At 62.7% G+C, this 19,715-nt stretch carries 19 protein-coding genes; 17 read left to right on the forward strand and 2 right to left on the reverse strand.

The genetic code is table 11. The annotated features are described in order from the left end of the window. The first annotated feature begins 5 nt into the window (after window positions 1-5). Window positions 6-1,763 (forward strand): FAD-binding protein, encoded by a 1,758-nt coding sequence (locus H8S61_RS10370; RefSeq protein WP_186938934.1) that lies wholly within the window; start codon window positions 6-8, stop codon window positions 1,761-1,763. 93 nt (window positions 1,764-1,856) lie between these two features. Here H8S61_RS10370 and H8S61_RS10375 read toward each other — a convergent pair whose 3' ends face one another. Next, the gene (locus tag H8S61_RS10375) at window positions 1,857-3,314 is read right to left on the reverse strand and encodes a response regulator transcription factor (protein ID WP_160940850.1); all 1,458 of its coding nucleotides are present in this window, start codon (window positions 3,312-3,314) and stop codon (window positions 1,857-1,859) included. Window positions 3,315-3,474: 160 nt separating this feature from the next. Here H8S61_RS10375 and nrfD point away from each other — a divergent pair, with 160 nt between their 5' ends. The 8 genes from nrfD to H8S61_RS10415 all read left to right on the forward strand — a co-directional run bounded on the left by nrfD (window position 3,475) and on the right by H8S61_RS10415 (window position 12,174). Further along, window positions 3,475-4,362 carry an NrfD/PsrC family molybdoenzyme membrane anchor subunit gene (nrfD, locus tag H8S61_RS10380; RefSeq protein WP_186938935.1) on the forward strand — a complete coding sequence of 296 codons (888 nt, stop codon included), beginning with the start codon at window positions 3,475-3,477 and terminating at the stop codon, window positions 4,360-4,362. A gap of 10 nt (window positions 4,363-4,372) precedes the next feature. Next, entirely contained in the window at window positions 4,373-4,774 is a 402-nt protein-coding gene (locus H8S61_RS10385; protein ID WP_186938936.1) for a GntR family transcriptional regulator, read from the forward strand. Further along, entirely contained in the window at window positions 4,761-5,747 is a 987-nt protein-coding gene (locus H8S61_RS10390; protein ID WP_255466564.1) for a slipin family protein, read from the forward strand. Before H8S61_RS10385 ends, H8S61_RS10390 begins: the two co-directional genes overlap by 14 nt. A gap of 177 nt (window positions 5,748-5,924) precedes the next feature. Beyond that, entirely contained in the window at window positions 5,925-8,408 is a 2,484-nt protein-coding gene (locus tag H8S61_RS10395) for a molybdopterin-containing oxidoreductase family protein (RefSeq protein ID WP_186938937.1), read from the forward strand. Window positions 8,409-8,422: 14 nt separating this feature from the next. Beyond that, window positions 8,423-9,049 carry a 4Fe-4S dicluster domain-containing protein gene (locus tag H8S61_RS10400; RefSeq protein ID WP_186938938.1) on the forward strand — a complete coding sequence of 209 codons (627 nt, stop codon included), beginning with the start codon at window positions 8,423-8,425 and terminating at the stop codon, window positions 9,047-9,049. A gap of 106 nt (window positions 9,050-9,155) precedes the next feature. Next, window positions 9,156-9,797, forward strand: a complete 642-nt coding sequence (locus H8S61_RS10405) for a TorD/DmsD family molecular chaperone (RefSeq protein ID WP_186938939.1) — start codon at window positions 9,156-9,158, stop codon at window positions 9,795-9,797. A gap of 9 nt (window positions 9,798-9,806) precedes the next feature. Next, a complete protein-coding gene (locus H8S61_RS10410; protein ID WP_186938940.1) occupies window positions 9,807-10,505 on the forward strand; it encodes a ferric reductase-like transmembrane domain-containing protein in 699 nt (232 codons plus the stop codon). Between the two features lie 256 nt (window positions 10,506-10,761). After that, window positions 10,762-12,174, forward strand: coding sequence for a phosphohexomutase domain-containing protein (locus H8S61_RS10415; RefSeq protein ID WP_186938941.1), 1,413 nt, complete (start codon window positions 10,762-10,764; stop codon window positions 12,172-12,174). Window positions 12,175-12,289: 115 nt separating this feature from the next. Here H8S61_RS10415 and H8S61_RS10420 read toward each other — a convergent pair whose 3' ends face one another. After that, window positions 12,290-12,721: a hypothetical protein gene (locus H8S61_RS10420; RefSeq protein ID WP_222617667.1), complete on the reverse strand. Its 432-nt coding sequence runs from the start codon at window positions 12,719-12,721 to the stop codon at window positions 12,290-12,292. A 129-nt stretch (window positions 12,722-12,850) separates the two neighbouring features. On the opposite strand from H8S61_RS10420, the gene H8S61_RS10425 reads away from it, so the two are divergent. The 8 genes from H8S61_RS10425 to H8S61_RS10460 all read left to right on the forward strand — a co-directional run bounded on the left by H8S61_RS10425 (window position 12,851) and on the right by H8S61_RS10460 (window position 19,699). Continuing rightward, window positions 12,851-13,105, forward strand: coding sequence for a hypothetical protein (locus H8S61_RS10425; RefSeq protein ID WP_009305426.1), 255 nt, complete (start codon window positions 12,851-12,853; stop codon window positions 13,103-13,105). A gap of 13 nt (window positions 13,106-13,118) precedes the next feature. Further along, window positions 13,119-13,541, forward strand: a complete 423-nt coding sequence (nikR, locus tag H8S61_RS10430) for a nickel-responsive transcriptional regulator NikR (RefSeq protein ID WP_160940855.1) — start codon at window positions 13,119-13,121, stop codon at window positions 13,539-13,541. Between the two features lie 103 nt (window positions 13,542-13,644). Further along, window positions 13,645-14,667 carry a hydrogenase expression/formation protein HypE gene (hypE, locus tag H8S61_RS10435; protein WP_186938942.1) on the forward strand — a complete coding sequence of 341 codons (1,023 nt, stop codon included), beginning with the start codon at window positions 13,645-13,647 and terminating at the stop codon, window positions 14,665-14,667. Window positions 14,668-14,910: 243 nt separating this feature from the next. After that, a complete protein-coding gene (locus tag H8S61_RS10440) occupies window positions 14,911-15,099 on the forward strand; it encodes a 4Fe-4S binding protein (RefSeq protein ID WP_009305423.1) in 189 nt (62 codons plus the stop codon). A gap of 374 nt (window positions 15,100-15,473) precedes the next feature. Beyond that, window positions 15,474-17,384 carry a molecular chaperone DnaK gene (gene dnaK, locus H8S61_RS10445; RefSeq protein ID WP_154332581.1) on the forward strand — a complete coding sequence of 637 codons (1,911 nt, stop codon included), beginning with the start codon at window positions 15,474-15,476 and terminating at the stop codon, window positions 17,382-17,384. Window positions 17,385-17,389: 5 nt separating this feature from the next. After that, entirely contained in the window at window positions 17,390-18,085 is a 696-nt protein-coding gene (locus H8S61_RS10450; RefSeq protein WP_154332580.1) for a nucleotide exchange factor GrpE, read from the forward strand. A 268-nt stretch (window positions 18,086-18,353) separates the two neighbouring features. After that, window positions 18,354-19,307 (forward strand): DnaJ C-terminal domain-containing protein, encoded by a 954-nt coding sequence (locus H8S61_RS10455; protein ID WP_154332579.1) that lies wholly within the window; start codon window positions 18,354-18,356, stop codon window positions 19,305-19,307. Continuing rightward, window positions 19,307-19,699 (forward strand): heat shock protein transcriptional repressor HspR, encoded by a 393-nt coding sequence (locus H8S61_RS10460; protein ID WP_101721004.1) that lies wholly within the window; start codon window positions 19,307-19,309, stop codon window positions 19,697-19,699. Before H8S61_RS10455 ends, H8S61_RS10460 begins: the two co-directional genes overlap by 1 nt. Window positions 19,700-19,715: the final 16 nt, after the last annotated feature.

The following is a 19,715-nucleotide window of genomic DNA, read 5'->3' on the forward strand; positions in this document are numbered from 1 at the left end:
ACATCATGGAACTCGATCGCAGGAACTTTCTGAAGGGTGCGGCGGTCACGGCCGTCGGCGCCATGGGCGCGGCGACGCTGGCCGCCTGCTCGCCCGCGAACAAGGCCGACAAAGATGCGGAAGCCGCCAGCGCCGGCGCGTCCGACGGCGAGTCGTACAACACCGCCGCCACCGCGCAGCGCAAATGGGCCTTCGAGATTCCGCCCGAGCCCATCGCCGAGGCGGACATCAAGGAAACCATCGAAGCCGACCTCGTGGTGGTGGGTTGCGGCACCGCCGGTCTCATGACGGCGAACAGCGCCGCCGAAGCGGGCGTGGACACCATCATCGTATCCGCCTCGACGAAGCCCACGTGCCGCGGCGGCTCGAACAACGCCGTGTACTGCAAGGCGTTCGAAGAGCAGGGCTACCCGCGCGTACCCGTCGAACAGTACGAGAAGGAAATCTTCTGCCAGACGCACAAGGTGGACCAGCGCAAGTGGTACCAGCATTACAACCACTCCGAAGAGGCCATGAACTGGACCATCGATCTCATGGAGAAGGCCGGCTACGGCATCACCATCGAGATCGGCACGCCGGACGACGAGGACAGCCTCTACCTGCAGCGCACGGCCGCCGTCGGCTGGGACCTCAACGGCCAGACGCCTCCCGAAGAGGGACTCGAGATCGTCACCGGCAAGATGCAGCCGCTGCTGGTGTGGGAGCTCGCTCGCCATCTGGAGGAAGACCTCAAGGGCACGATCTACTACAAGAACGTCGCCGAGCAGCTCGTTCGCGAAGACGACAACACGGGCCGCGTGAGCGCCGTCGTCTGCAAGCGCGAGGACGGCACGTATGCGAAGTACGTGGGCAGGAAGGCCGTCGTGCTGGCCACGGGCGACTTCTCGGGCGACCGCGACATGATGCGCCGCTACTGCCCCGAAACCGCCGATTACGTCAGCGATGACGTGTACGACAAGGATCCCGACTGGGATCAGGGCTTCAAGTACGGCGGCATCTACAAGGGCCAGGGCCAGAAAATGGGCCTGTGGGTGGGCGCTGCGTGGCAGAAGAGCTTCCCGAACTGCACGATGGGCGCGTACTGGGGTCCCGGCCCGCGCAACCTGTACACGAACCACCTGGGCCTGCTGGTCGACCGCGATGGCCAGCGCTTCATGAACGAGAACTGCGTGGGCCCGCTGGCCAGCCAGAACATCATGATGCTGCCCGAGAAGAAGGCGTATGCCATCTGGGATGCGGGCTACGCGAAGCACGAGGCCGTGTCGGGCGACTGGACGAACGACTCCATGATGACCGGCGACGAGGCCGTCGCCGCAGCGGTGGCTTCCTGGGACAAGGCGGCGTCCGGCGCGAACAAGACCTACGTCAAGGGCGACACCGTCGAGGAGGTCGTGGAGAAGCTCGGTCTGCCGAAGGAGGCGGTCGAGACGGTCAAGCGCTACAACGAGCTGGCCGCGAAGGGCGTCGACGACGATTTCCACAAGGACGCGAAGCACCTGCATCCCATCGAGGAGGGCCCCTTCTACGGTGAGATGACCGACGTCTTCGGGTTCCTCACCGTCATGGGCGGCCTCAACACGAACGTGAACATGCAGGTGTGCGATGCTGACGACCAGCCCATCCCCGGCCTGTACAACGTGGGCACCATGGTGGGCGACGTGTTCGCCGGCACCTACACCTTCATGATCGAGGGTGCGAACTACGGCATGAACTGCGTGACGTTCGGCTATCTCACCGGCAAGTACATCGCCGAGAACGAGTAGCCCCCCGCTTTTCAACGGCCCTTCCCGCTGCCCGCGCTCCACCCTCCCGGGGCGCGGGCTTTTTGCTGCCTCGGTGCCCCGCCCTCTCGCGGGTTACTGCTCGAGCGACGCCGCGCGCTGGGCGGCCAGCTCGATGAGCTCCTGCTTGGAATGCACGAGCAGCTTCTGGTAGATGCGGCCCGTGTGCGTTTTCACCGTCTCCTCGGCCATGCTCAGCTCGCGCGCGATGGCCTTGCGGCTGTACCCCTTCACGACGAGGTCGAATACCTCGATCTCGCGCTTCGACAGGCGATGCTCGGTGGCGATGAGCTGGCTCGCGACGGCCAGGTTGTCGCCCTCGCCGTCGGCTGCGCCGCTTTCGCCGGGGCTCACGGCGCCCCAGCCGGTGCGAATGTTGCGGCTGCTCGTCATGAACAGCGCGGCCAGCAGCAGCACGAACGCCACGAACACCGACAGCAGGCTCCAGTCGGCGATGAGCACGTCCAGCAGGCTGCCGACGAACTGGCCGGCCAGCAGGCATGCCGTGGCCGAGCCGATGATCCACACGGGCGGCTGCCCCAGCCCTTTCGTCAGGTAGGCGCACAGCGAGCACGACATGAGGTACTGGAAGCAGTAGCCCGCATCGAGCGACAGCGCGCCGGGCAGCAGCGCGGGCTCGAACGTGCCCACGATGAAGAACCCGCTCGCCATGAGCGGGAACCCGATGCGGTAGATGAGCACGTCGAAGTTGTTCTTCACGGCGATGGCGCAGAAGAACAGCAGGGCCACGGCGGCGAAGTAGCCCATGCTCACCACGAGCGACGAGCTGCCGAAGTTGTTGATCAGCAGGCTGTGCATGACGCCCAGCGCGAGGCCCTGGAACGCCGACGTCACGAGGAACTTGGTGGGCGGGTGCACTTTGACCTGCATGCCCTGGCCGTACAGCTCGCGTCGCGGGAACTGCGCGATGCTTTTCCAGATGCAGGCCACCATGGGCAGCGGCATGAGCACGAGCGCCACCTGACCCACCTGGCTGGGGAACAGCGACAGCGCGAGCGCCCCCACCGTGCCGATGAACAGCGCCGCGATGCCGTTGAACAGCACCTGCAGCGGGCCGATGCAGGCGAACACGCGGCTCGTTTCCAGGTTGACGTTCGCCGTTCCGCACCCGATGAGGATGGATGCGGCCAGGTAGGTGACTACGGCGAGGTCGTGATGATCGTCCATGAGCGCGGGGTACGCGCAGTACAGCATGGCTCCCAGCATCAGCACGGTGCACAGCACGTACGGAAACCAGCGTGCCTCGCTGAACCGGTTGACGCGCTTGTATCCCAGGCACCACACGAGGTACGTGATCACGCTGGCCATCAGCAGCACGGTGCCCTTCGGCAACGGGACGCTGCCGGCCAGCGGCGAGGGGTCGAGGAACAGGTAGGGGCTCTGGAACAACAGGACCGTCTGCATCCAATACAGGCCGAAGCCGATCGACAGGAACGGGTGCTTTGCGATGCTCTCCTTGAATTGGCGAACGTACCGCCGCTGGTCGTCGATGCGATTGAATGCGCTTCCCATAACCCCTCTTCCGCCCCACATCCCCCGTGCTCACAGCATAGCACGCGGGCTTCCCAATCGCGAAAGTCGTGCGACAATGTGCTATGCTGAATCAGCTCGATGATGCGTTTGATGACGCATTTGATGATACGGAAGACAGCCGATTCGGAAACTTGATGCCGTGAGCTTGCTGATCGTCGCATATTTGTTCTTGGGGGGCGCGGGCGCGGGAGCTTTTTTCGTGCTGGCGTGCGTCGACTGGCGCAACGATCGGCTCGACCGCCTGGGAATGGACGCTCCCGCTGAGCGACTTCGCCGCGCCGAGTTCGTGAGACGGGGGTACGTCCTCTCGTTCGCAGCCCTCCTGCTTGGCGCACTGTGCCTGCTCGCGGATTTGGGTCGTCCCGAGGCGGCGTACCTGCTGTTCACACGTCCGACGTTTTCCTATATCAGCGTGGGAACCTACTCGCTGACCGTGCTGCTTCTGTGCGTTGCCGCCGCCATGGCGCCTGCGCTGTTCGCTTTGCCGCGAGCCTTTCGGAAGCTGAAGCGGTTCGTGGTGCCCTTGGGGCTGGTGGCGGCGCTGTTCGTGATGACGTATACGGGTATCTTCCTGCAAAGCATGAACGCGGTTCCGTTGTGGGAGTCTCCCCTGCTGATCGTCCTGTTCGTGCTGTCGGCGCTCTCGACCGGCGTCGGGCTGGCGTTGATGGGCTCGGCAGGATTGGGCTTGCGACAACGCGACGGTTCGCTGATTCAGCGTTTGGCGAGGGTCGATCTCGCGGTCGTCGTGTTGGAGCTGGCGACGGCGACGGCGTATCTCGCAACCGTAGCAGGTTCGGAGCTGGGAGGGCAGTCGGTCGAGCGTTTGCTTTCGGGCGACTGGTCCTTGGCGTTTCTGGGCGGCTTCGTTCTGTGCGGCTTGGTCGTGCCCGGCGTGTTGGATGCGATATCCGCGAGAAAACCCGCGGGGGAGGCACTGGATTTGGCAATCGCCTGCTTGGTGCTCGTCGGAGGATTCTGCCTCCGTTTGAGCGTGGTCAACGCAGGAATACATAGCGGCATTTGAATGAGGGAGTATGACGGCGAAACCGATACCGACATTTGTAGTTGACGAGAAAAGCGATCTGCCGTTGTGGGTGCGCCTGCGCGACAGATTGGTGTACCTGATCAATTCGGGGTACTACAAACCCGGCGATCAGCTTCCGACGGTGCGAAAATTCGCAGCGGAGCTTTTTATCAGCTACAACACCGTCAGCAAGGCGTATGTTGCTCTTGAGCGAGACGGGTACATTTCAACGACGCAGGGCAGGGGCGCTTTCGTGTGCGAACCCGATTTCGTGTCCGACGCGCCCGACGTCGATGCCATGGTCGAGGATTTCGTCAACAGCTGCCTGGAAAAGGGCATGGCGTTCGATGACATTCCGAAACAGGTGAACAAGGCCATCCGAAAGCTGAAGAGGGATCATGAAAAGAAATAGGGCATCCGAAAACGTCAATGCACAAGCGGGCGGCAAGCGGGATACGGCTCGGCGCATCGAAATGGAATTCGGCGTCGCAGCCGACGCGTACCGGTCCGATCCCAGCAAGAAAGCCACGCGCAACGGGGTGATCGCGTTGCAGATCATCGTTGCGGCGATTGTGTTCGTGCTGGTGGTTGCTGGGTTTTATCTGGCGACGAACGAAGTGGGCATCGTCTCGCTGCTTGTCGCCGCGCTGGCCGCGCTGGCGATGCTGCTGTCGTTCCACATCGCGCTGGAGTGGGAGCGCGCCGTGGTTTTGCGGTTCGGCAGGTTCACGCGCGTGGCGGGGCCGGGCGTGTTCTTCACCATTCCGCTGGTGGAGTACTGCGCGTTGCGCGTCGACCAGCGCATGATGGTCACGCCGTTCGGGGCCGAGGAAACGCTGACTTCCGACTTGATCCCTCTCGACGTCGATGCGGTGCTGTCGTGGATGATCTGGAATCCGGAACTCGCGTGCACCGAGGTCGAGGATTGCCATTTCGCCGTGGCGCTGGCGGCTCAAACCGCGTTGCGCGACGCGATCGGCCGCGCGCCCGTGTCCGAGGTGGTCGTGCGCAGAAACCAGCTCGATCACGAGTTGAGGACGGCCATCGAGGAGAAGGTCTCGGATTGGGGCATCACCGTCGTCTCCGTGGAGGTTCGGGACATCATCGTGCCGGCGGAGCTGCAGAGCGTACTGTCGCTCGAGGCGCAGGCCGAGCGCCGCCGGAACGCCAGGATCATGCTCATGGAGGCCGAGAAGGACGTGTCCGAGCTGCTGTCGGAGGTGTCGGACGTGTATCGCAAGGACGACATCGCCCTGGAGTTGAGGAAGCTGCACCTCATCCACGAGGGCATATACGGTAACGATAGCGCCGTGGTCGTTCCCAGCTCCTACAGCGAGGGTTTTGCCTCGCCGTCAGGCGAAACGGGGAGTTCGTCGCACAAGTAGCCTCAAAGTAGGACAATATCAATCCCCGAATTGTCGCACAACAATCTTGATTGTCGTGCGACAATCCTGTATAACGTACCTAGGGGAATTCAGCTGATTCCACAGAACCCGATGTGATGACGAGGGACGATGCGCCGCTCTATCGTCGCGGCGTGTCGGCGAAGTGGAGGAGGAGTCATGGATGGTAACAAGGCATCATCGCTGACGAGGCGATCGTTTCTGAAGGCGGGTGCGTTGACGGCAGGTGCGGCCGCCGTCGTAGGAGCCTCGGGCTGTACGACCATCGCGGAGCAGTCCGAAGAAGCGGTCGTCCAGGCCGCCGAAGAAAAAACATTCACCAACTGGTGCCGCGGCAACTGCGGCGGCCCCTGCAGCCTAACCGGCATCGTGCGCGAGGGTAAGCTGGTGAAGACGTCGCCGACCGTGCTTCCCGCAGAGGCGAAATTGAAGCAAACAGGTTGCGTGCGCAGCCACACCGGCCCGCAACGCATCTATGCGCCGAACCGAGTGCTTTACCCCATGAAGCAGACGGGCGAGCGCGGCAGCGACAACTGGGAGCGCATCAGCTGGGACGAGGCGTGCCAGACCATAGCCGAAAAGTTCAATGCGGCAACTGAGGAGTTCGGCCCTAACTCCGTTGTCGTCTCGTTCGGATTTGCCGGTACGGGCATTGTCTGTGGCACTAACTCCGAGTACTATTCTACTCGCAACCAGCCCACCACGTATGGTCTTGCAAGCGAGATGTTCATGCGCCGTACCGGATACGCCGAAACGCTCAATTCAAGCGATGCCCTTGGTATGTGGATGGCCCAAACGGTCTGCGTTCAGCCGTCGAACTCCATCGAGGATATGGTGAACTCGAAGGCGCTCTTTTTCTTCGGTACCAATCCTGCGGAAAGCGGTACGCGTGCATGGCCGTATATCTGTCAAGCGCATGAGGGCGGCGCGAAACTGGTTGCCATCGATCCGATGCTCAGCAAGACAGCGGCGGCTTCCGATGTGCATGTGCCCGTTCGCCCTGGTACCGACGCCGCTCTTATACTGGCCATGGCGAACTATCTTATTGACAACAACCTGTACGACGAGGATTACCTGCGCAACGGCTCGGTCGCCCCGTTCCTTGTAAAAGAGGATGGTTCGTATCTGCGACTTTCCGATCTAGGGATGGATCCTGTTGATGTGACGAATGCTGCGACAGGCAAAACGGAGGCAACCGATACCCAAGTCGTCTACGATGAGGCCGCTGGCACGTTTGGCTCGTATCGCACTATTCAGAACCCAGCCTACGAAGGCGAGTTCGATGCTGGCGGCATTAAGGTGCAAACCGTGTTCAACATGGTTCGCGATCACATTAAACCCTACACGGCTGAATTCGCGGCTGAGGAATGCGGAATACCGATCGATCTGGTTAACGAGGTGAGCCGGATCTATGCGGAAAATCGTCCCAGCAAGATTCTCACGTTCAACGGCTTCGCGCATATGACCAACTCGCACCTGAACTATTTCGGCATCAGCCTTCTGGTTGCGCTCACAGGCGACTCGGGCGTCAAGGGCGGCGGTTATGGCCAGCTCGGTATGCTTCTCGAAGGCAGCACCTACATGAAGACGCCGGCGGCGGTCAACTATGCCGCGATGTCGGTTGAGAATCCTCAGTACAACTTCGCCTTCACGACAGAATTCTTGCCCCAGATTATGGAAACGGGAAAATGGAAAGGCGAGGATTTCCCGATCAAGTGCTTCTTCAACAGCCATCAGAATCTGCTGGGTAGCGAAATGGGCCCCACATACATGAAGCAGGCTTTTGAGAAGATCGATTTCATCGTGGTGGCCGATCCGTATATGACCTACACGGCAAGGTACGCTGACATCGTGCTCCCGATCTCCCTTTCATGGGAGGACGAGGATCTCGACCTCAGCGGAATCGCGATGCAGAAAGCCGTAGAGCCTTTGGGCGAGTGCAAGAGTCAATTCGACATGCTCAAGGCTTTGGCCGAAGCACTGGGTTACGATGACCTGTATAAGAAGAGCCAGGAAGAGTACCTGCGCGACCTGCTCGACACCCCCGAGAATCTTGAAGCTGGGCTCGGCTACGACGCCTGGAAAGAGCAGGGAACCATCTACGGCGAGTATAAGTATGGCGAGATCGTCACTCCTGAGACGAATCCTACGGGGCGCACGATTTTCTACGTGGAGGATATTGTCCCTAACTGCGATTACGGCCAAACGTTCGAGCTCGATCAAAGAATGCCGGGCTACGAGCACGCATCTGAATCCTACAAGGACAACCCATTGCGCGAGAAATACCCGCTGCATGGCATCGGGCACTATCACAGCTCTTATGTGGGACAAACGTTCATGGGCAACATTCCCTGGCTCGATGAGCTACGCGGCGAGCCGTTCGTGCACATCCATCCCAATGCGGCGGCGGAGCGCGGCATTCAAACCGGCGATACGGTAAGGATTTACAACGACCACGGTTATGTGGTGTGCAAGGCGATCCTTTCCACGGGTGTTCGCGAAGATACTATCATCGCCCCGCATGGTTATGACCACGCGCAGTACATCGAAGGAGACCCGCAAGATTTGGTGGGTCTTGCGATCGAGCCTATCGCCTGCAACAACAACTACAACGACTGGCTGTGCCAGGTCGAGAAGATGTAAGGGGGTGCTTCAGCATGACGAAGTATGGAATGGTGATCGACCAGCGTCGCTGCTTCGGCTGCAACAGCTGCGCGATGGCGTGCAAAGTGGAAAACAACCTGCCTGACGATGTCTGGTGGAACAGGGCGAAGACGGTTGGCGGCGATTCGGAGAACACACCCGCGGGCACTGAACCGGGTGAGCTGTCCATGCATTTCTTCACCTACGCGTGCCAGCATTGCGACGAGCCGGCGTGCGTCGAGGTGTGCCCGACGGGCGCCTCGGTGAAGCGTGAGGACGGTATCGTGACCGTCGACTACGAGGCGTGCATCGGATGCAAGTCGTGCATCACGGCCTGTCCGTACGAAGGCGTGCGAACCTACATCGACGGGGATCCTTCCTGGTTCTTGGAATTCCCGGTCGGCGATGTGGACGCTCCGGTTCACAAGGGGAACGTTGTGGAGAAGTGCACGTTCTGCGCGCACCGCGTCGACCGCGGCGAACGCCCTGCCTGTGTGGACATCTGCCGCGCCCACGCCCGCTTCTGGGGCGACCTGGACGATCCGGAATCCGATGTTTCCAAGCTCCTGCAAGAGCATGAGTACGAACAGCTCCTCACCGACTACGGAACCGGTCCGAACGTCTACCTGTTGAAAGCGTAAGCACTCGAGAGCCGTGCGCTGTCGCGCAGCGGCATCCCTCCCTGGAGTGGCGCTTTCGGACAGAAGGCGCCACTCTGCTTTGGTGGCCAGATGAAAAGAGGCAAAGATGCCCGATATCGAACAATGGATGAACAAGGCCGCGCTCTACGAATTGTTGGCAGCGTCCTTCGCTTTCGTGTCCGAGGAAACGGTTGCAGCGCTCGCGACGGGGGAATACGCGGACGCGCTTGTGGAAATAGGCTCGCTGAATGGCATGGAGAAGCCCTTCCTTGAAGCGCAGGCATCGGATTTGAAGGCGTACTCCGGTCGTGATGAGGAAGAAGTGCTTCATTGTCTGAGGAAGGAACACACCAGGCTGTTCATCGGCGGGAGCGAGCCGTTGGTCACCCCCTATGCAGGAGCGTGGGACGCGCTTGCGAACGATAAGCCGGCGTTGCTGATGATCAACGCGGAATCGATGTCCATCGAGCGGTTCATGCGCCGATGCGGCATCGGCCAGCCCGAGGGGACCAACGAGCCGCTCGACCACATCGCCTCGCTGCTGGAGTTCCTGTACTACCTCTGTCTCGTCAAAGCCGACGCTGTGCAGCCGCCTTCGCACGCCGACGTCCGCAACGAGGACTACGAGCTGTTCTTCGATGACCATGTGGCTGCTTTTTCCCAGGCGTTCGCGACCTCGGTTGTTCAAGAATCGAGCGAGCCGTTCTTCGCGAGCGCGGCTCAGGTGCTTCTTCAGCTGAAACGGTAGGAGGGGGTCATGGAGTTTCTCGTTGTGCTGGCATGCTCGGTCGTTGCGGTGTGCTTGCTTCGCAACGCGATGATGCGGGTGCCGATTGTGTTCTATGTTCTGGCGTGTGCGACGGTCGTGCTGTTGTTTGCGGGGTCGAGCGGATTGCTCGGCGCGTGGTGGCGCCCGGTCATCCTGCTTGTCCAGCGCTGTATGGTGGCCTTGGCGCTTTTCGTCATCGTCATGTTCATCGGCGTGTTTCCGAAAGAATCGAAGGTGGGTTCGTGGCTGCGGCCGATACGCGCCGAACTTTCCATTATCGCTTGGATACTCTGCATCGGGCATATGTGCTCATATGCGGTGCCGTATGCGCAACGCGCTTTTTCGGGGACGATGAGCTTGAGCATGGCGATTGCTTTTTGGGTTGCGGTTGCCCTGTTCGCCCTGCTGCTGGTGCTTGGCATCACTTCGTTCGGCGTGGTGAAGAAGCGCATGCGAACAACGACGTGGAAGATGGTGCAGCGTTCGGCCTATGTGTTTTTCGCTTTGGTGTACGTGCATATGGTGCTCATGCTGGCCCCGGCTGCCGTTGCGGGCGGTGTCCAAGCGCAGATAAGCATCGCGATGTACACGGCCGTATTCCTCGCATATGCCATCTTGAGGTTGCGTCGAGCGTTCCTTGCATCGGGATTATCCCGCAACGCATATATTATTCTTGACAAAGTATAATAAACGTCGTAAAGTATGCCTCGTGGAAATACCGACTCCAACGGTTCTCCTCGTTTCACTCGTCCAAGCACAGGCCGCCTCCCCCGCGGCCTGTGCTGCGTTTAGGGGCATGCGAGGTGCATCGCCGCCGCGCGGCCCGCGGCCCGCGATGTTTCACGTGAAACATTTGTTCCCCTGTCTATTTTGCGACGAACCTGCGCCTTGCCCGCCCGATTGACTATACTGGTGAGCATCAGGCTTTGAGAAAGGAAGCTCCGTGGCAGAAATACACTTCGGAACCGATGGCTGGCGAGCCATCATCGGCGAGGATTTCACCAACGACAACCTCGTGCGCGTCATCGACGCGGCGGCGCGCGTGTTCAAGGAAGACGCCCTCGCGGCCGGTCGCACGGCGGACGCGCCCGGCACTCTCATCGTGGGGCACGACTGCCGTCAGGACGCGCACGCCTACGCGCAGCTGGCGGCGGAGGTCGCCGCGGCGCAGGGCTTCGCCGTCAAGCTCACGCAGGACTACTGCCCCACGCCCACGCTGTGCTGGTCGGTCGCCCAGGACGCCGACGCGGTGGGTGGCATCATGTTGACCAGCAGCCACAACCCGGCCGAGTACCTGGGCGTGAAGCTGCGCATGTCCGACGGCGGCGCGGCGGGCAAGGAGTTCACCGATCGCGTGGAGGCCGCCTTCGCCGACGCCCCCACCGAAGCGCGCGGCACGTGCGAGACGGTCGACCTCATGACCCCGTACCTCGCCACCTTGACGGAGCGCGTGGACGCCGAGGCCATCCGCAATGCGCACCTGCGCGTGGTGGTGGACCCGCTGTACGGCGCGGGCCGCATCTACCTGGCCACGTTGCTGCGCGACTTGGGCGTGGACGTGTGCGAGATCAACAACGCCGCCGACCCGATGTTCGACGGCCTGCATCCCGAGCCCATTCCGCCCTGGGTTGACCGCTGCATCGCGAAGGTGCCCGAGCTGGGCTATGACGCGGGCTTCATCAACGACGGCGACGCCGACCGTATCGGCGCGGTGGACGAGCACGGCAACTTCGTGAACCCGCACCGCATCATCACGCTGCTCACCTCGCACCTCGCCGAGGACAAGGGCCTCACCGGCCGCGTCGTGTCCACCATCACCGCGTCGGCCATGCTCGCGCGCCAGTGCAAGCGCCTGGGCCTCGAGCTGACCAGCACGCCGGTGGGCTTCAAGTGGATCTACGCCGAGATGGAGAAGGGCGACGTCATGCTGGGCGGCGAGGAGTCCGGCGGCATCGGCATCCCCAGCCACGTCATGGAGCGCGACGGCCTGCTGATGGCGCTGTTGCTGTGCGAGACGATGGCGCAGCGCGGCATGAGCCTGGGCCAGCTGGTGGACGATATGTTCGAGAAGGTGGGCAAGCTGGAGTTCGAGCGCCAGGGCCAGAAAATCACCGACGAGCAGATGGCGAACTTCCGCGCGAACATCGTGCCGGGCTACGCGCCCGCCGAGATTTGCGGCAAGAAGGTGGTGGACGTGGATCGTCGCGACGGCGTGAAGTTCTACCTCGAAGGCGACGCGTGGGTCATGATGCGCCCCTCCGGCACCGAGCCGCTCGTGCGCATCTACGCCGAGGCCGAGACGATGGACGAGGTCCACGACCTGCTGAAGGCCGCCGAAGAAGTGGTCACCGCATAGAGCCGCCGCCCCGCGCCGACGCGCTACACCCCCGCGCCGCCGCCGCACGATTGTTTCACGTGAAACATCTGTATGGGGGACGCCCTGGGATCGCGCTGCGGTTCTGGGGCGTCCTCTATTCGCCGAAGCGCGGCAGCTTCTTCAGCAGCGCCCAGGCCACCTGCTTGTCCTGGCCGTCGTCGAGCATCGCGTCGAAATCGCGGAACGCCACCACGCAGCGCCCGAACGCGCGGCCGGGCTTTCCCAGGGCGACGTCGCAGCGGAACGCACGCCCGAGCGCCTGGGCCGCCGCTTGGTCGGCGGCGATCAGGCACAGGGGGTCGAGCCCTTCGATCAACAGGAACAGCGCCTGGTCGTCCAGCCCTTCCACGGTAGCGAACGTGCACGCACCGCTTCCGTAGCCCAGCGAGGCCATCGCGCTATCGAGTGCCGCGCGGCTGCGCTCGCTCAAAGTCTGCGCGCTCGTCACGCACACGAGGGCCGAGCGCGCGCCGTCGAGGTGCTCGCCGAACAGCTCCCATGCTTCGTCGAGAGCGACTTCGTACATGTTACCATTCGCAGATTTTTTCACACGATCCCTTGCGGTCGAGGTGCGTTCGCCGTATAACCGTAATAATAGCAAGAAACGCCCGTTGCGGCATGCGCGTCGCGGCGGCATCACGATTGGAGAGCGCGTATGTGCACGAACGGGATCAACACGGGTCAATTCGAGCAGATGATCGAGCAGATCGACGACCATATCAAGCTGGAGCGCCGCTGGGCTCACAACCTGGGGCATATGGCGGGCGATGCCGGCTTCGCCACCGTTTCCGAGAAGATGCATGCCGCGCAGGCCATGCTCGATGACGTGCGCGCCCTGCTCGACGAGGCCAAGGACGCCCTCGAGGACGACGCCGAAGCGTCGGCGAACGTCACCGTCAACCTCGTGTAGGCGCGAGCGGTCTATGCGCAACGATCTCATGCGCTTCTCGGTCGCCATGCCCGAGGACCTGCTTGTCCGCTTCGACCAGCTCGTCGCGCGCCGCGGCCTGGCGAAGAACCGCAGCGAAGTGGTGCGCGACCTCGTGCGCGATGCGCTCGTCGAGGACGAGTGCGCCACGCCGGGCGTCGAAGTGGTGGGCACGCTCACCATCGTGTTCGACCACCATGCCAGCGATCTGCAGGAGAAGCTGCACGCCATTCAGCACGACTACTTCGAGTCCATCGTCTCGTCGATGCACGTGCACCTCGATGCTCACCACTGCCTCGAGGTCATCGTGCTGCGCGGCGAGACGGGCCTCGTGCAGGACATCGCGAACCTCATCCTGGGCACGAAGGGCGTGAAGAACGGTCGCCTCGTGGTCACCACGACGGGACAGTATATATAAGTAGAAGGTTTCGCCGGCCCGCAAAGGGTCGGCGCTCGTGTTCGCGCGAATGTTTCACGTGAAACATTCGTTCGCATCAACTCATCGGAGGGCAGGGAGTAGTATGGATACCACGGTCATGCTAGGACACGGCAGCGGCGGCACGATGATGAAGCGCATCATCGACGACGTGTTCTTCGCCGCCTACGCCGGCGACGAGCTGCTGCGCGGCGACGATGCGGCGGTGTTGCCCGCCCCCGCCCCGGGCGAGCGGCTGGCGTTCTCGACCGACAGCTTCGTGGTGACGCCCCACTTCTTCCCCGGCGGCGACATCGGTCGCCTCGCCATCTGCGGCACGGTGAACGACGTGGCCACGAGCGGCGCCACCCCGCGCTACCTCAGCTGCGGCTTCGTGCTGGAGGAGGGCTTCCCCATCGAGGACCTCAAGCGCATCTGCGCCTCCATGGCCGAGTGTGCGCAGGAGGCCGGCGTGCGCCTGGTTACCGGCGACACGAAGGTGGTGAACCGCGGCCACGGCGACGGCGTGTACATCAACACGAGCGGCGTGGGCACCATCCCCGAGGGCGTCAACTTGGGCGGCGCGCAGTGCCGGCCAGGTGACAAGGTGCTGGTCACCGGCACGCTGGGCGATCATGGTATCACCATCATGAGCTGCCGCGAATCCTTGAGCTTCTCGGCCGACCTGGAAAGCGACGCCGCGCCCCTCAACCACCTTATCGCCGAGGTGCTGGAAGCGGCGCCGAGTACGCGCTGCTTCCGCGACCCCACGCGCGGCGGCCTGGCGTCCACGCTCAACGAGCTGGCGGCCCAGTCGAGCACCGACATCACCGTGGACGAGGACGCCATCCCCGTGAAGCCTGCCGTGCAGGGTGCGTGCGACATGCTGGGCTACGACGTGCTGCAGGTGGCGAACGAAGGCAAGATGGTGTGCGTGGTGGCGGCCGACGAGGCCGACGCGGCGCTCGCCGCCATGCGCGCGAACCGCTACGGCGCCGACGCGGCCGTCATCGGCGAGGTGTCGGCCATGCAGCCCGAACGCGGCTCCAAGGTGTTCCTGCGTACGGCGTTCGGCGGTACGCGCATCCTCGACATGCTCGTCGGCGAGCAATTGCCGCGCATTTGTTAAAAGTTCTCCATACGACCCGGGGAAAGGCAAGAAGCGAGCGCTAACCTGCGAAAAGGCGCGCGAAGGCACCTGTCGAGCCCCGAAACGGGCGCGCTTTCGATAGAGAATTTGCCGCCGCACCCTGAGAAATTCGGCGTTTCTTCTTGCATTTGCGGACAACAATGGTATCTTGCGGGCATAAAGTTTTTGGGGAAGTGACCCGACGCATCCCGTCGGAATGCTTTAGACGAGAAGGAGTTAACTATGTCTCACCCGGTTATCGAGGCCGATGAGTGCATCGGTTGCGGCATCTGCGTCGATGCCTGCCCGCAGGAAGTGCTCGAGGTTGTCGGCGGCGTCGCCGAGGTCGTGAACGAAGATGCGTGCATCGCGTGCGGCGACTGCGTCGAGGAGTGCCCCATGGGCGCGATCCCCGAGGTCATCGAGGACTAGCCTCCGGCTTCACCCGCTTTCAACAAGCGCATCAAGAACCCCCGCCTCCCCAGGAGGCGGGGGTTCTTTGCGTTCGGGCAACAAGTGCATGGATGCAGCGTAACGGTGCGATGCGAGAGCGGCGCGCATCGCGGCAGATCGCTATAGTTTAGGGCGTTAACAAAACTTACATGACAAATTGGTAACTAACTTGACACCAACAGACTTAGATTATATAGTCCAATACATCGAAGAGAGCTTGAGCATGCGGAACGCATCCGCGGCCGCGCCCTCCATCGACAAAGTGCGCCTGCGGGCGTGCTTTGACGCATAGACAGAAAACGACTGCTAACGACTTACTTAGGTAACAACTCCAACAGAGAGGAAGCAGGATAATGAGCAAGATTCTTGGTATCGACTTGGGCACGACGAACTCCGCCATGGCCGTCATGGAGGGCTCCGAGCCCGAAATCCTCGTGAACGCCGAGGGCGACCGCACCACCCCGTCGGTCGAGGGCTTCCGCAAGGACGGCGAGCGCGTCGTCGGCAAGGCTGCGAAGAACCAGGCTGTCACGAACCCTGAGAACACCGTTTCGTCCGTCAAGCGCTTCATCGGCCGCTCGTTCAACGAGACGCCGGAAGAGCAGAAGACGGTCAGCTACAAGCTGCAGAAGGGCAAGGACGGCCGCGCGGTCGTCGACATCGACGGCAAGGACTACACCCCGGAGGAAATCTCCGCTATGGTGCTCCAGAAGCTCAAGAACGACGCCGAGAAGCAGCTGGGCGCGCCGGTCACGCAGGCCGTCATCACGGTGCCCGCGTACTTCAACGACGCGCAGCGCCAGGCCACGAAGGACGCCGGCAAGATCGCGGGCCTCGAAGTGCTCCGCATCATCAACGAGCCGACGGCCGCCGCGCTGGCCTACGGCCTCGACAAGACGAACAAGGACGAGAAGATCCTCGTCTTCGACCTGGGCGGCGGCACGTTCGACGTGTCCATCCTGGAGCTGGGCGACGGCGTGTTCGAGGTTGCGTCCACCGCCGGCGACAACCACCTGGGCGGCGACGACTGGGACCAGCGCATCATCGACTGGATGGCCGACAAGTTCAAGGCTGAGAACGGCATCGACCTGCGTCAGGACAAGATGGCCCTGCAGCGTCTGAAGGAAGCTGCCGAGAAGGCGAAGATGGAACTGTCCTCCACCACGCAGGCCAACATCAACCTGCCGTTCATCACGGCCGACGCTTCCGGCCCGAAGCACCTCGACTACACGCTGACGCGCGCCGAGTTCGAGCGCATCACGAAGGACTTGCTGGATCGCGTGAAGAAGCCCGTCGAGCAGGCGCTCAAGGACGCGGGCCTCAAGTCCGGCGACCTTGACGAGGTCATCCTCGTGGGCGGCTCCACCCGTATGCCCGCCGTGCAGGACATCGTGAAGAAGCTCACCGGCAAAGAGCCGAACATGTCCGTGAACCCGGACGAGGTCGTTGCTATGGGTGCTGCCGTTCAGGGCGGCGTGCTGGCCGGCGACGTCGAGGGCATCCTGCTGCTCGACGTGACCCCGCTGTCGCTGGGCGTCGAGACCATGGGCGGCGTCATGACGAAGATGATCGACCGCAACACCACCATCCCGACCCGCAAGACCGAGATCTACTCCACCGCGTCCGACAACCAGACGTCGGTCGAGGTGCACGTCCTGCAGGGCGAGCGCCAGATGGCCTCCGACAACAAGACGCTGGGCAAGTTCCAGCTGACCGGCATCCCGGCCGCGCGCCGCGGCGTGCCGCAAATCGAGGTCACGTTCGACATCGACGCCAACGGCATCGTGAACGTGTCGGCGAAGGATCTGGGCACCGGCAAGCAGCAGCAGATCACCATCTCCGGCTCCACCGCGCTGAACGACGACGAGGTTGAGCGCATGGTGAAGGACGCCGAGGCCCATGCCGAGGAAGACGCCAAGCGCAAGGAAGAGATCGAGGTTCGCAACAACGCCGACGCCCTGGTGAACGCTACCGAGCAGACGCTGCAGGAAGTGGGCGACAAGGCTCCGGCCGACGTGAAGTCCGCCGCCGAGGAGGCTATCGCCGAGGCGAAGTCGGCGCTCGAGGGCTCCGACATGGACGCCATCAAGGCCGCGACCGAGAAGATGCAGCAGGCGGGCTACAAGCTGGCCGAGGTCGTGTACTCCACGCAGGGCGCGGACGCCGCCTCGCAGGCTGCCGCCGCCGAGTCCACCCCGGCCGATGACACCATCGAGGCCGACTACGAGGTCGTCGAGGACGACGACAATAAGGAAGGGAAGTAATCGCTATGGCCCAGCCCAACCAGCCCACGCCCGAGCGCGCGGCTCAAGGCGCAGGCAAGAGCGTTCCCATCGAAGATACCCGACCTGCGGCTGAGGAAGCTCAGCCGCAGGAGCGGCCCGCCGACGAGGCGCCCGCAGCCCAAGACGAGCCGGTTGAAGCCGAAGCGGTTGAGGCCGAGATCGTCGAAGACGCCGGCCCTTCGGCCGACGAGCAGGTGGCCCAGGCGAAGGCCGAAGCCCAGGATTGGCAGGACAAGTTCATGCGCCTGCACGCCGAGTGGGACACGTACCGCCGTCGCACGACGGAGCAGCGCGAGGTCGAGAAGAGCCGCGCGACGGAGAAGCTGGTCACCAGCCTGCTGCCCGTCATCGACGACTTCGAGCGCACCATCGACTACGCCACGAAGAACGGTGAAGGCGGCTTGTTCGACGGCGTGAAGGCCGTGCACGCGAAGCTCGTCGACGTGCTGAAGAAGGACGGCGTCGAGGTGATCGACCCGGCCGGCGAAGCATTCGACGCGCTGGAGGCGCAAGCGGTGGCCACGGTGGACGATGCCAGCGTGCCCGACGAGACGGTGTCCGAGGTATACCAACGAGGTTACAAGATGGGAACGAAAGTTCTCAGGCCTGCAATGGTAACCGTCACTTCCGGCGGCCCCAAACGGGAGAAACCGCAGGAAGACGCGGAAAAGCAAAAGTAAATGACCATGAGCGGGCAAGGCCACACGGCGGCCCGCTTTTGGTTTACGGAAGCCGGTTGAATTCAACAATGGAAACAACAGGCTTTCGGTGGTGAGTCAGATTGACTTGAAGGTTCTGCGTTCGTGAGCTAGTGAACAATCCAGTGAATTGTTCACAAACACTTTTCCCGACCGAGCGGTCGGGGCCGTGTGCGAACGGAGGCAGGTTCTGAAAGCCAAGCTGGCCGCCACCGGAAGCCGTCAGGTTGATAAAGGAGGTGGAGCGTTCATGGCGGCGACTCCTGACTACTACAAGACGCTAGGCGTTCCACGCACGGCGACGGCCGACGAGATCAAGAAGGCCTTTCGCAAACTCGCGCGCACGCATCACCCCGACGCCGGTGGCGACGAGGCGAAGTTCAAGGAACTCAACGAAGCGTACGAGGTGCTGTCGGACGAAAAGAAGCGCAAGCTGTACGATCAATACGGTACGGCGAACGAGCATCAGATCCCCCAGGGCTGGGGCGGCGGCGGTTCCGTCAACGTCGAGGACATCTTCGGCGGTGCAGGCGGAGGCGGCTTCGGCAGCTGGGCTGATATCCTGGAAAGTATCCGTCACGGCGAAGGTGCGTTCGGAACGGACTGGGATTTCAACGACATGTCGGGCTTCGGAGGCGGTCGCCAACCGCGTCCGCGCAAGGGCCAGGACATGAACGTCACCCTCAACGTGACGTTCGATGAGGCATTCAAGGGCGCCGAGAAGCGCGTGACCGTGCGCGTTCCCGGCCGCGGCGAGTCCGAGACGCTCACGGTGAAGATCCCGGCCGGTGCCGTGGACGGCGGCCGTCTGCGCTTCAAGGGCAAGGGCGGCCCGGGCGAGAACGGCGGTGCAGCGGGCGACCTGCTGATCACCACGAAGATCGACCCGCATTCGTTCTACACCCGCAAGGGCGCCGACGTGCTGATGGACGTGCCCGTGAGCGTGGCCGAGGCCGCGCTGGGCGCGAGCGTGGTGGTTCCCGCGCCGGACGGCACGAAGGTGCGCGTGCGCGTGCCGAAGGGCACCCAGGACGACACCGTGCTGTCGGTGAAGGGCAAGGGCGCCCCGAAGGTGAAGGGCGACGGTTCGGGCGATTTGAAGATCACCGTGAAGGTGGTCGTGCCCAAGGACATGAACGAAGGACAGAAGAAGGCCATGGAAGACTACCTGGCCGCCACGACTGACGACGTGAGGAGCTGGTGATGAGCGACCGTACCGACCGCAACCGCCCGCTGTACATGATCAGCGTGGCCGCGCAGCTGGCGGGCGTTCACCCGCAAACGCTGCGCGCGTACGAACAGAAGGGGCTCGTCTCGCCCCAACGCACGAGCGGCAACACCCGCATGTACTCGCCGGCCGATATCGAGCGGCTCGAGCTGATCAACGAGCTGACGAGCGAGGGCATCAACCTGGCGGGCGTCATCCGCATCCTCGATCTCCAGGGTCGCCTGGAGGAACGCGACAACGAGCTGGACGACCTGCACAAGCGCGTGCGCCGTCTGGCCGATCGCGTGCACGAGCTGGAAACGCGCGAAAGCGTGAACGCCCTCGTGCGCGTATCCGACTTACCGACTGCTTTGCGGCAGCTGCCCTAAGCGAAGGAGGAACGTT

Source organism: Eggerthella hominis, from assembly GCF_014287365.1.
Taxonomy (GTDB): Bacteria; Actinomycetota; Coriobacteriia; order Coriobacteriales; family Eggerthellaceae; genus Eggerthella; species Eggerthella guodeyinii.

Excerpts from the sequence above, each read along its gene's own strand:
- H8S61_RS10395 (WP_186938937.1), top strand. The coding sequence starts at position 5,925 with ATGGATGGTAACAAGGCATCATCGCTGACGAGGCGATCGTTTCTGAAG.
- nikR (WP_160940855.1), top strand. The coding sequence starts at position 13,119 with ATGCGCAACGATCTCATGCGCTTCTCGGTCGCCATGCCCGAGGACCTG.
- H8S61_RS10460 (WP_101721004.1), top strand. The coding sequence starts at position 19,307 with ATGAGCGACCGTACCGACCGCAACCGCCCGCTGTACATGATCAGCGTG.
- H8S61_RS10370 (WP_186938934.1), top strand. The coding sequence starts at position 6 with ATGGAACTCGATCGCAGGAACTTTCTGAAGGGTGCGGCGGTCACGGCC.
- hypE (WP_186938942.1), top strand. The coding sequence starts at position 13,645 with ATGGATACCACGGTCATGCTAGGACACGGCAGCGGCGGCACGATGATG.
- H8S61_RS10440 (WP_009305423.1), top strand. The coding sequence starts at position 14,911 with ATGTCTCACCCGGTTATCGAGGCCGATGAGTGCATCGGTTGCGGCATC.
- H8S61_RS10390 (WP_255466564.1), top strand. The coding sequence starts at position 4,761 with ATGAAAAGAAATAGGGCATCCGAAAACGTCAATGCACAAGCGGGCGGC.
- H8S61_RS10455 (WP_154332579.1), top strand. The coding sequence starts at position 18,354 with ATGGCGGCGACTCCTGACTACTACAAGACGCTAGGCGTTCCACGCACG.
- H8S61_RS10450 (WP_154332580.1), top strand. The coding sequence starts at position 17,390 with ATGGCCCAGCCCAACCAGCCCACGCCCGAGCGCGCGGCTCAAGGCGCA.
- H8S61_RS10410 (WP_186938940.1), top strand. The coding sequence starts at position 9,807 with ATGGAGTTTCTCGTTGTGCTGGCATGCTCGGTCGTTGCGGTGTGCTTG.
- H8S61_RS10375 (WP_160940850.1), bottom strand. The coding sequence starts at position 3,314 with ATGGGAAGCGCATTCAATCGCATCGACGACCAGCGGCGGTACGTTCGC.
- H8S61_RS10420 (WP_222617667.1), bottom strand. The coding sequence starts at position 12,721 with ATGTACGAAGTCGCTCTCGACGAAGCATGGGAGCTGTTCGGCGAGCAC.
- H8S61_RS10425 (WP_009305426.1), top strand. The coding sequence starts at position 12,851 with ATGTGCACGAACGGGATCAACACGGGTCAATTCGAGCAGATGATCGAG.
- H8S61_RS10385 (WP_186938936.1), top strand. The coding sequence starts at position 4,373 with ATGACGGCGAAACCGATACCGACATTTGTAGTTGACGAGAAAAGCGAT.
- dnaK (WP_154332581.1), top strand. The coding sequence starts at position 15,474 with ATGAGCAAGATTCTTGGTATCGACTTGGGCACGACGAACTCCGCCATG.
- H8S61_RS10405 (WP_186938939.1), top strand. The coding sequence starts at position 9,156 with ATGCCCGATATCGAACAATGGATGAACAAGGCCGCGCTCTACGAATTG.
- H8S61_RS10400 (WP_186938938.1), top strand. The coding sequence starts at position 8,423 with ATGACGAAGTATGGAATGGTGATCGACCAGCGTCGCTGCTTCGGCTGC.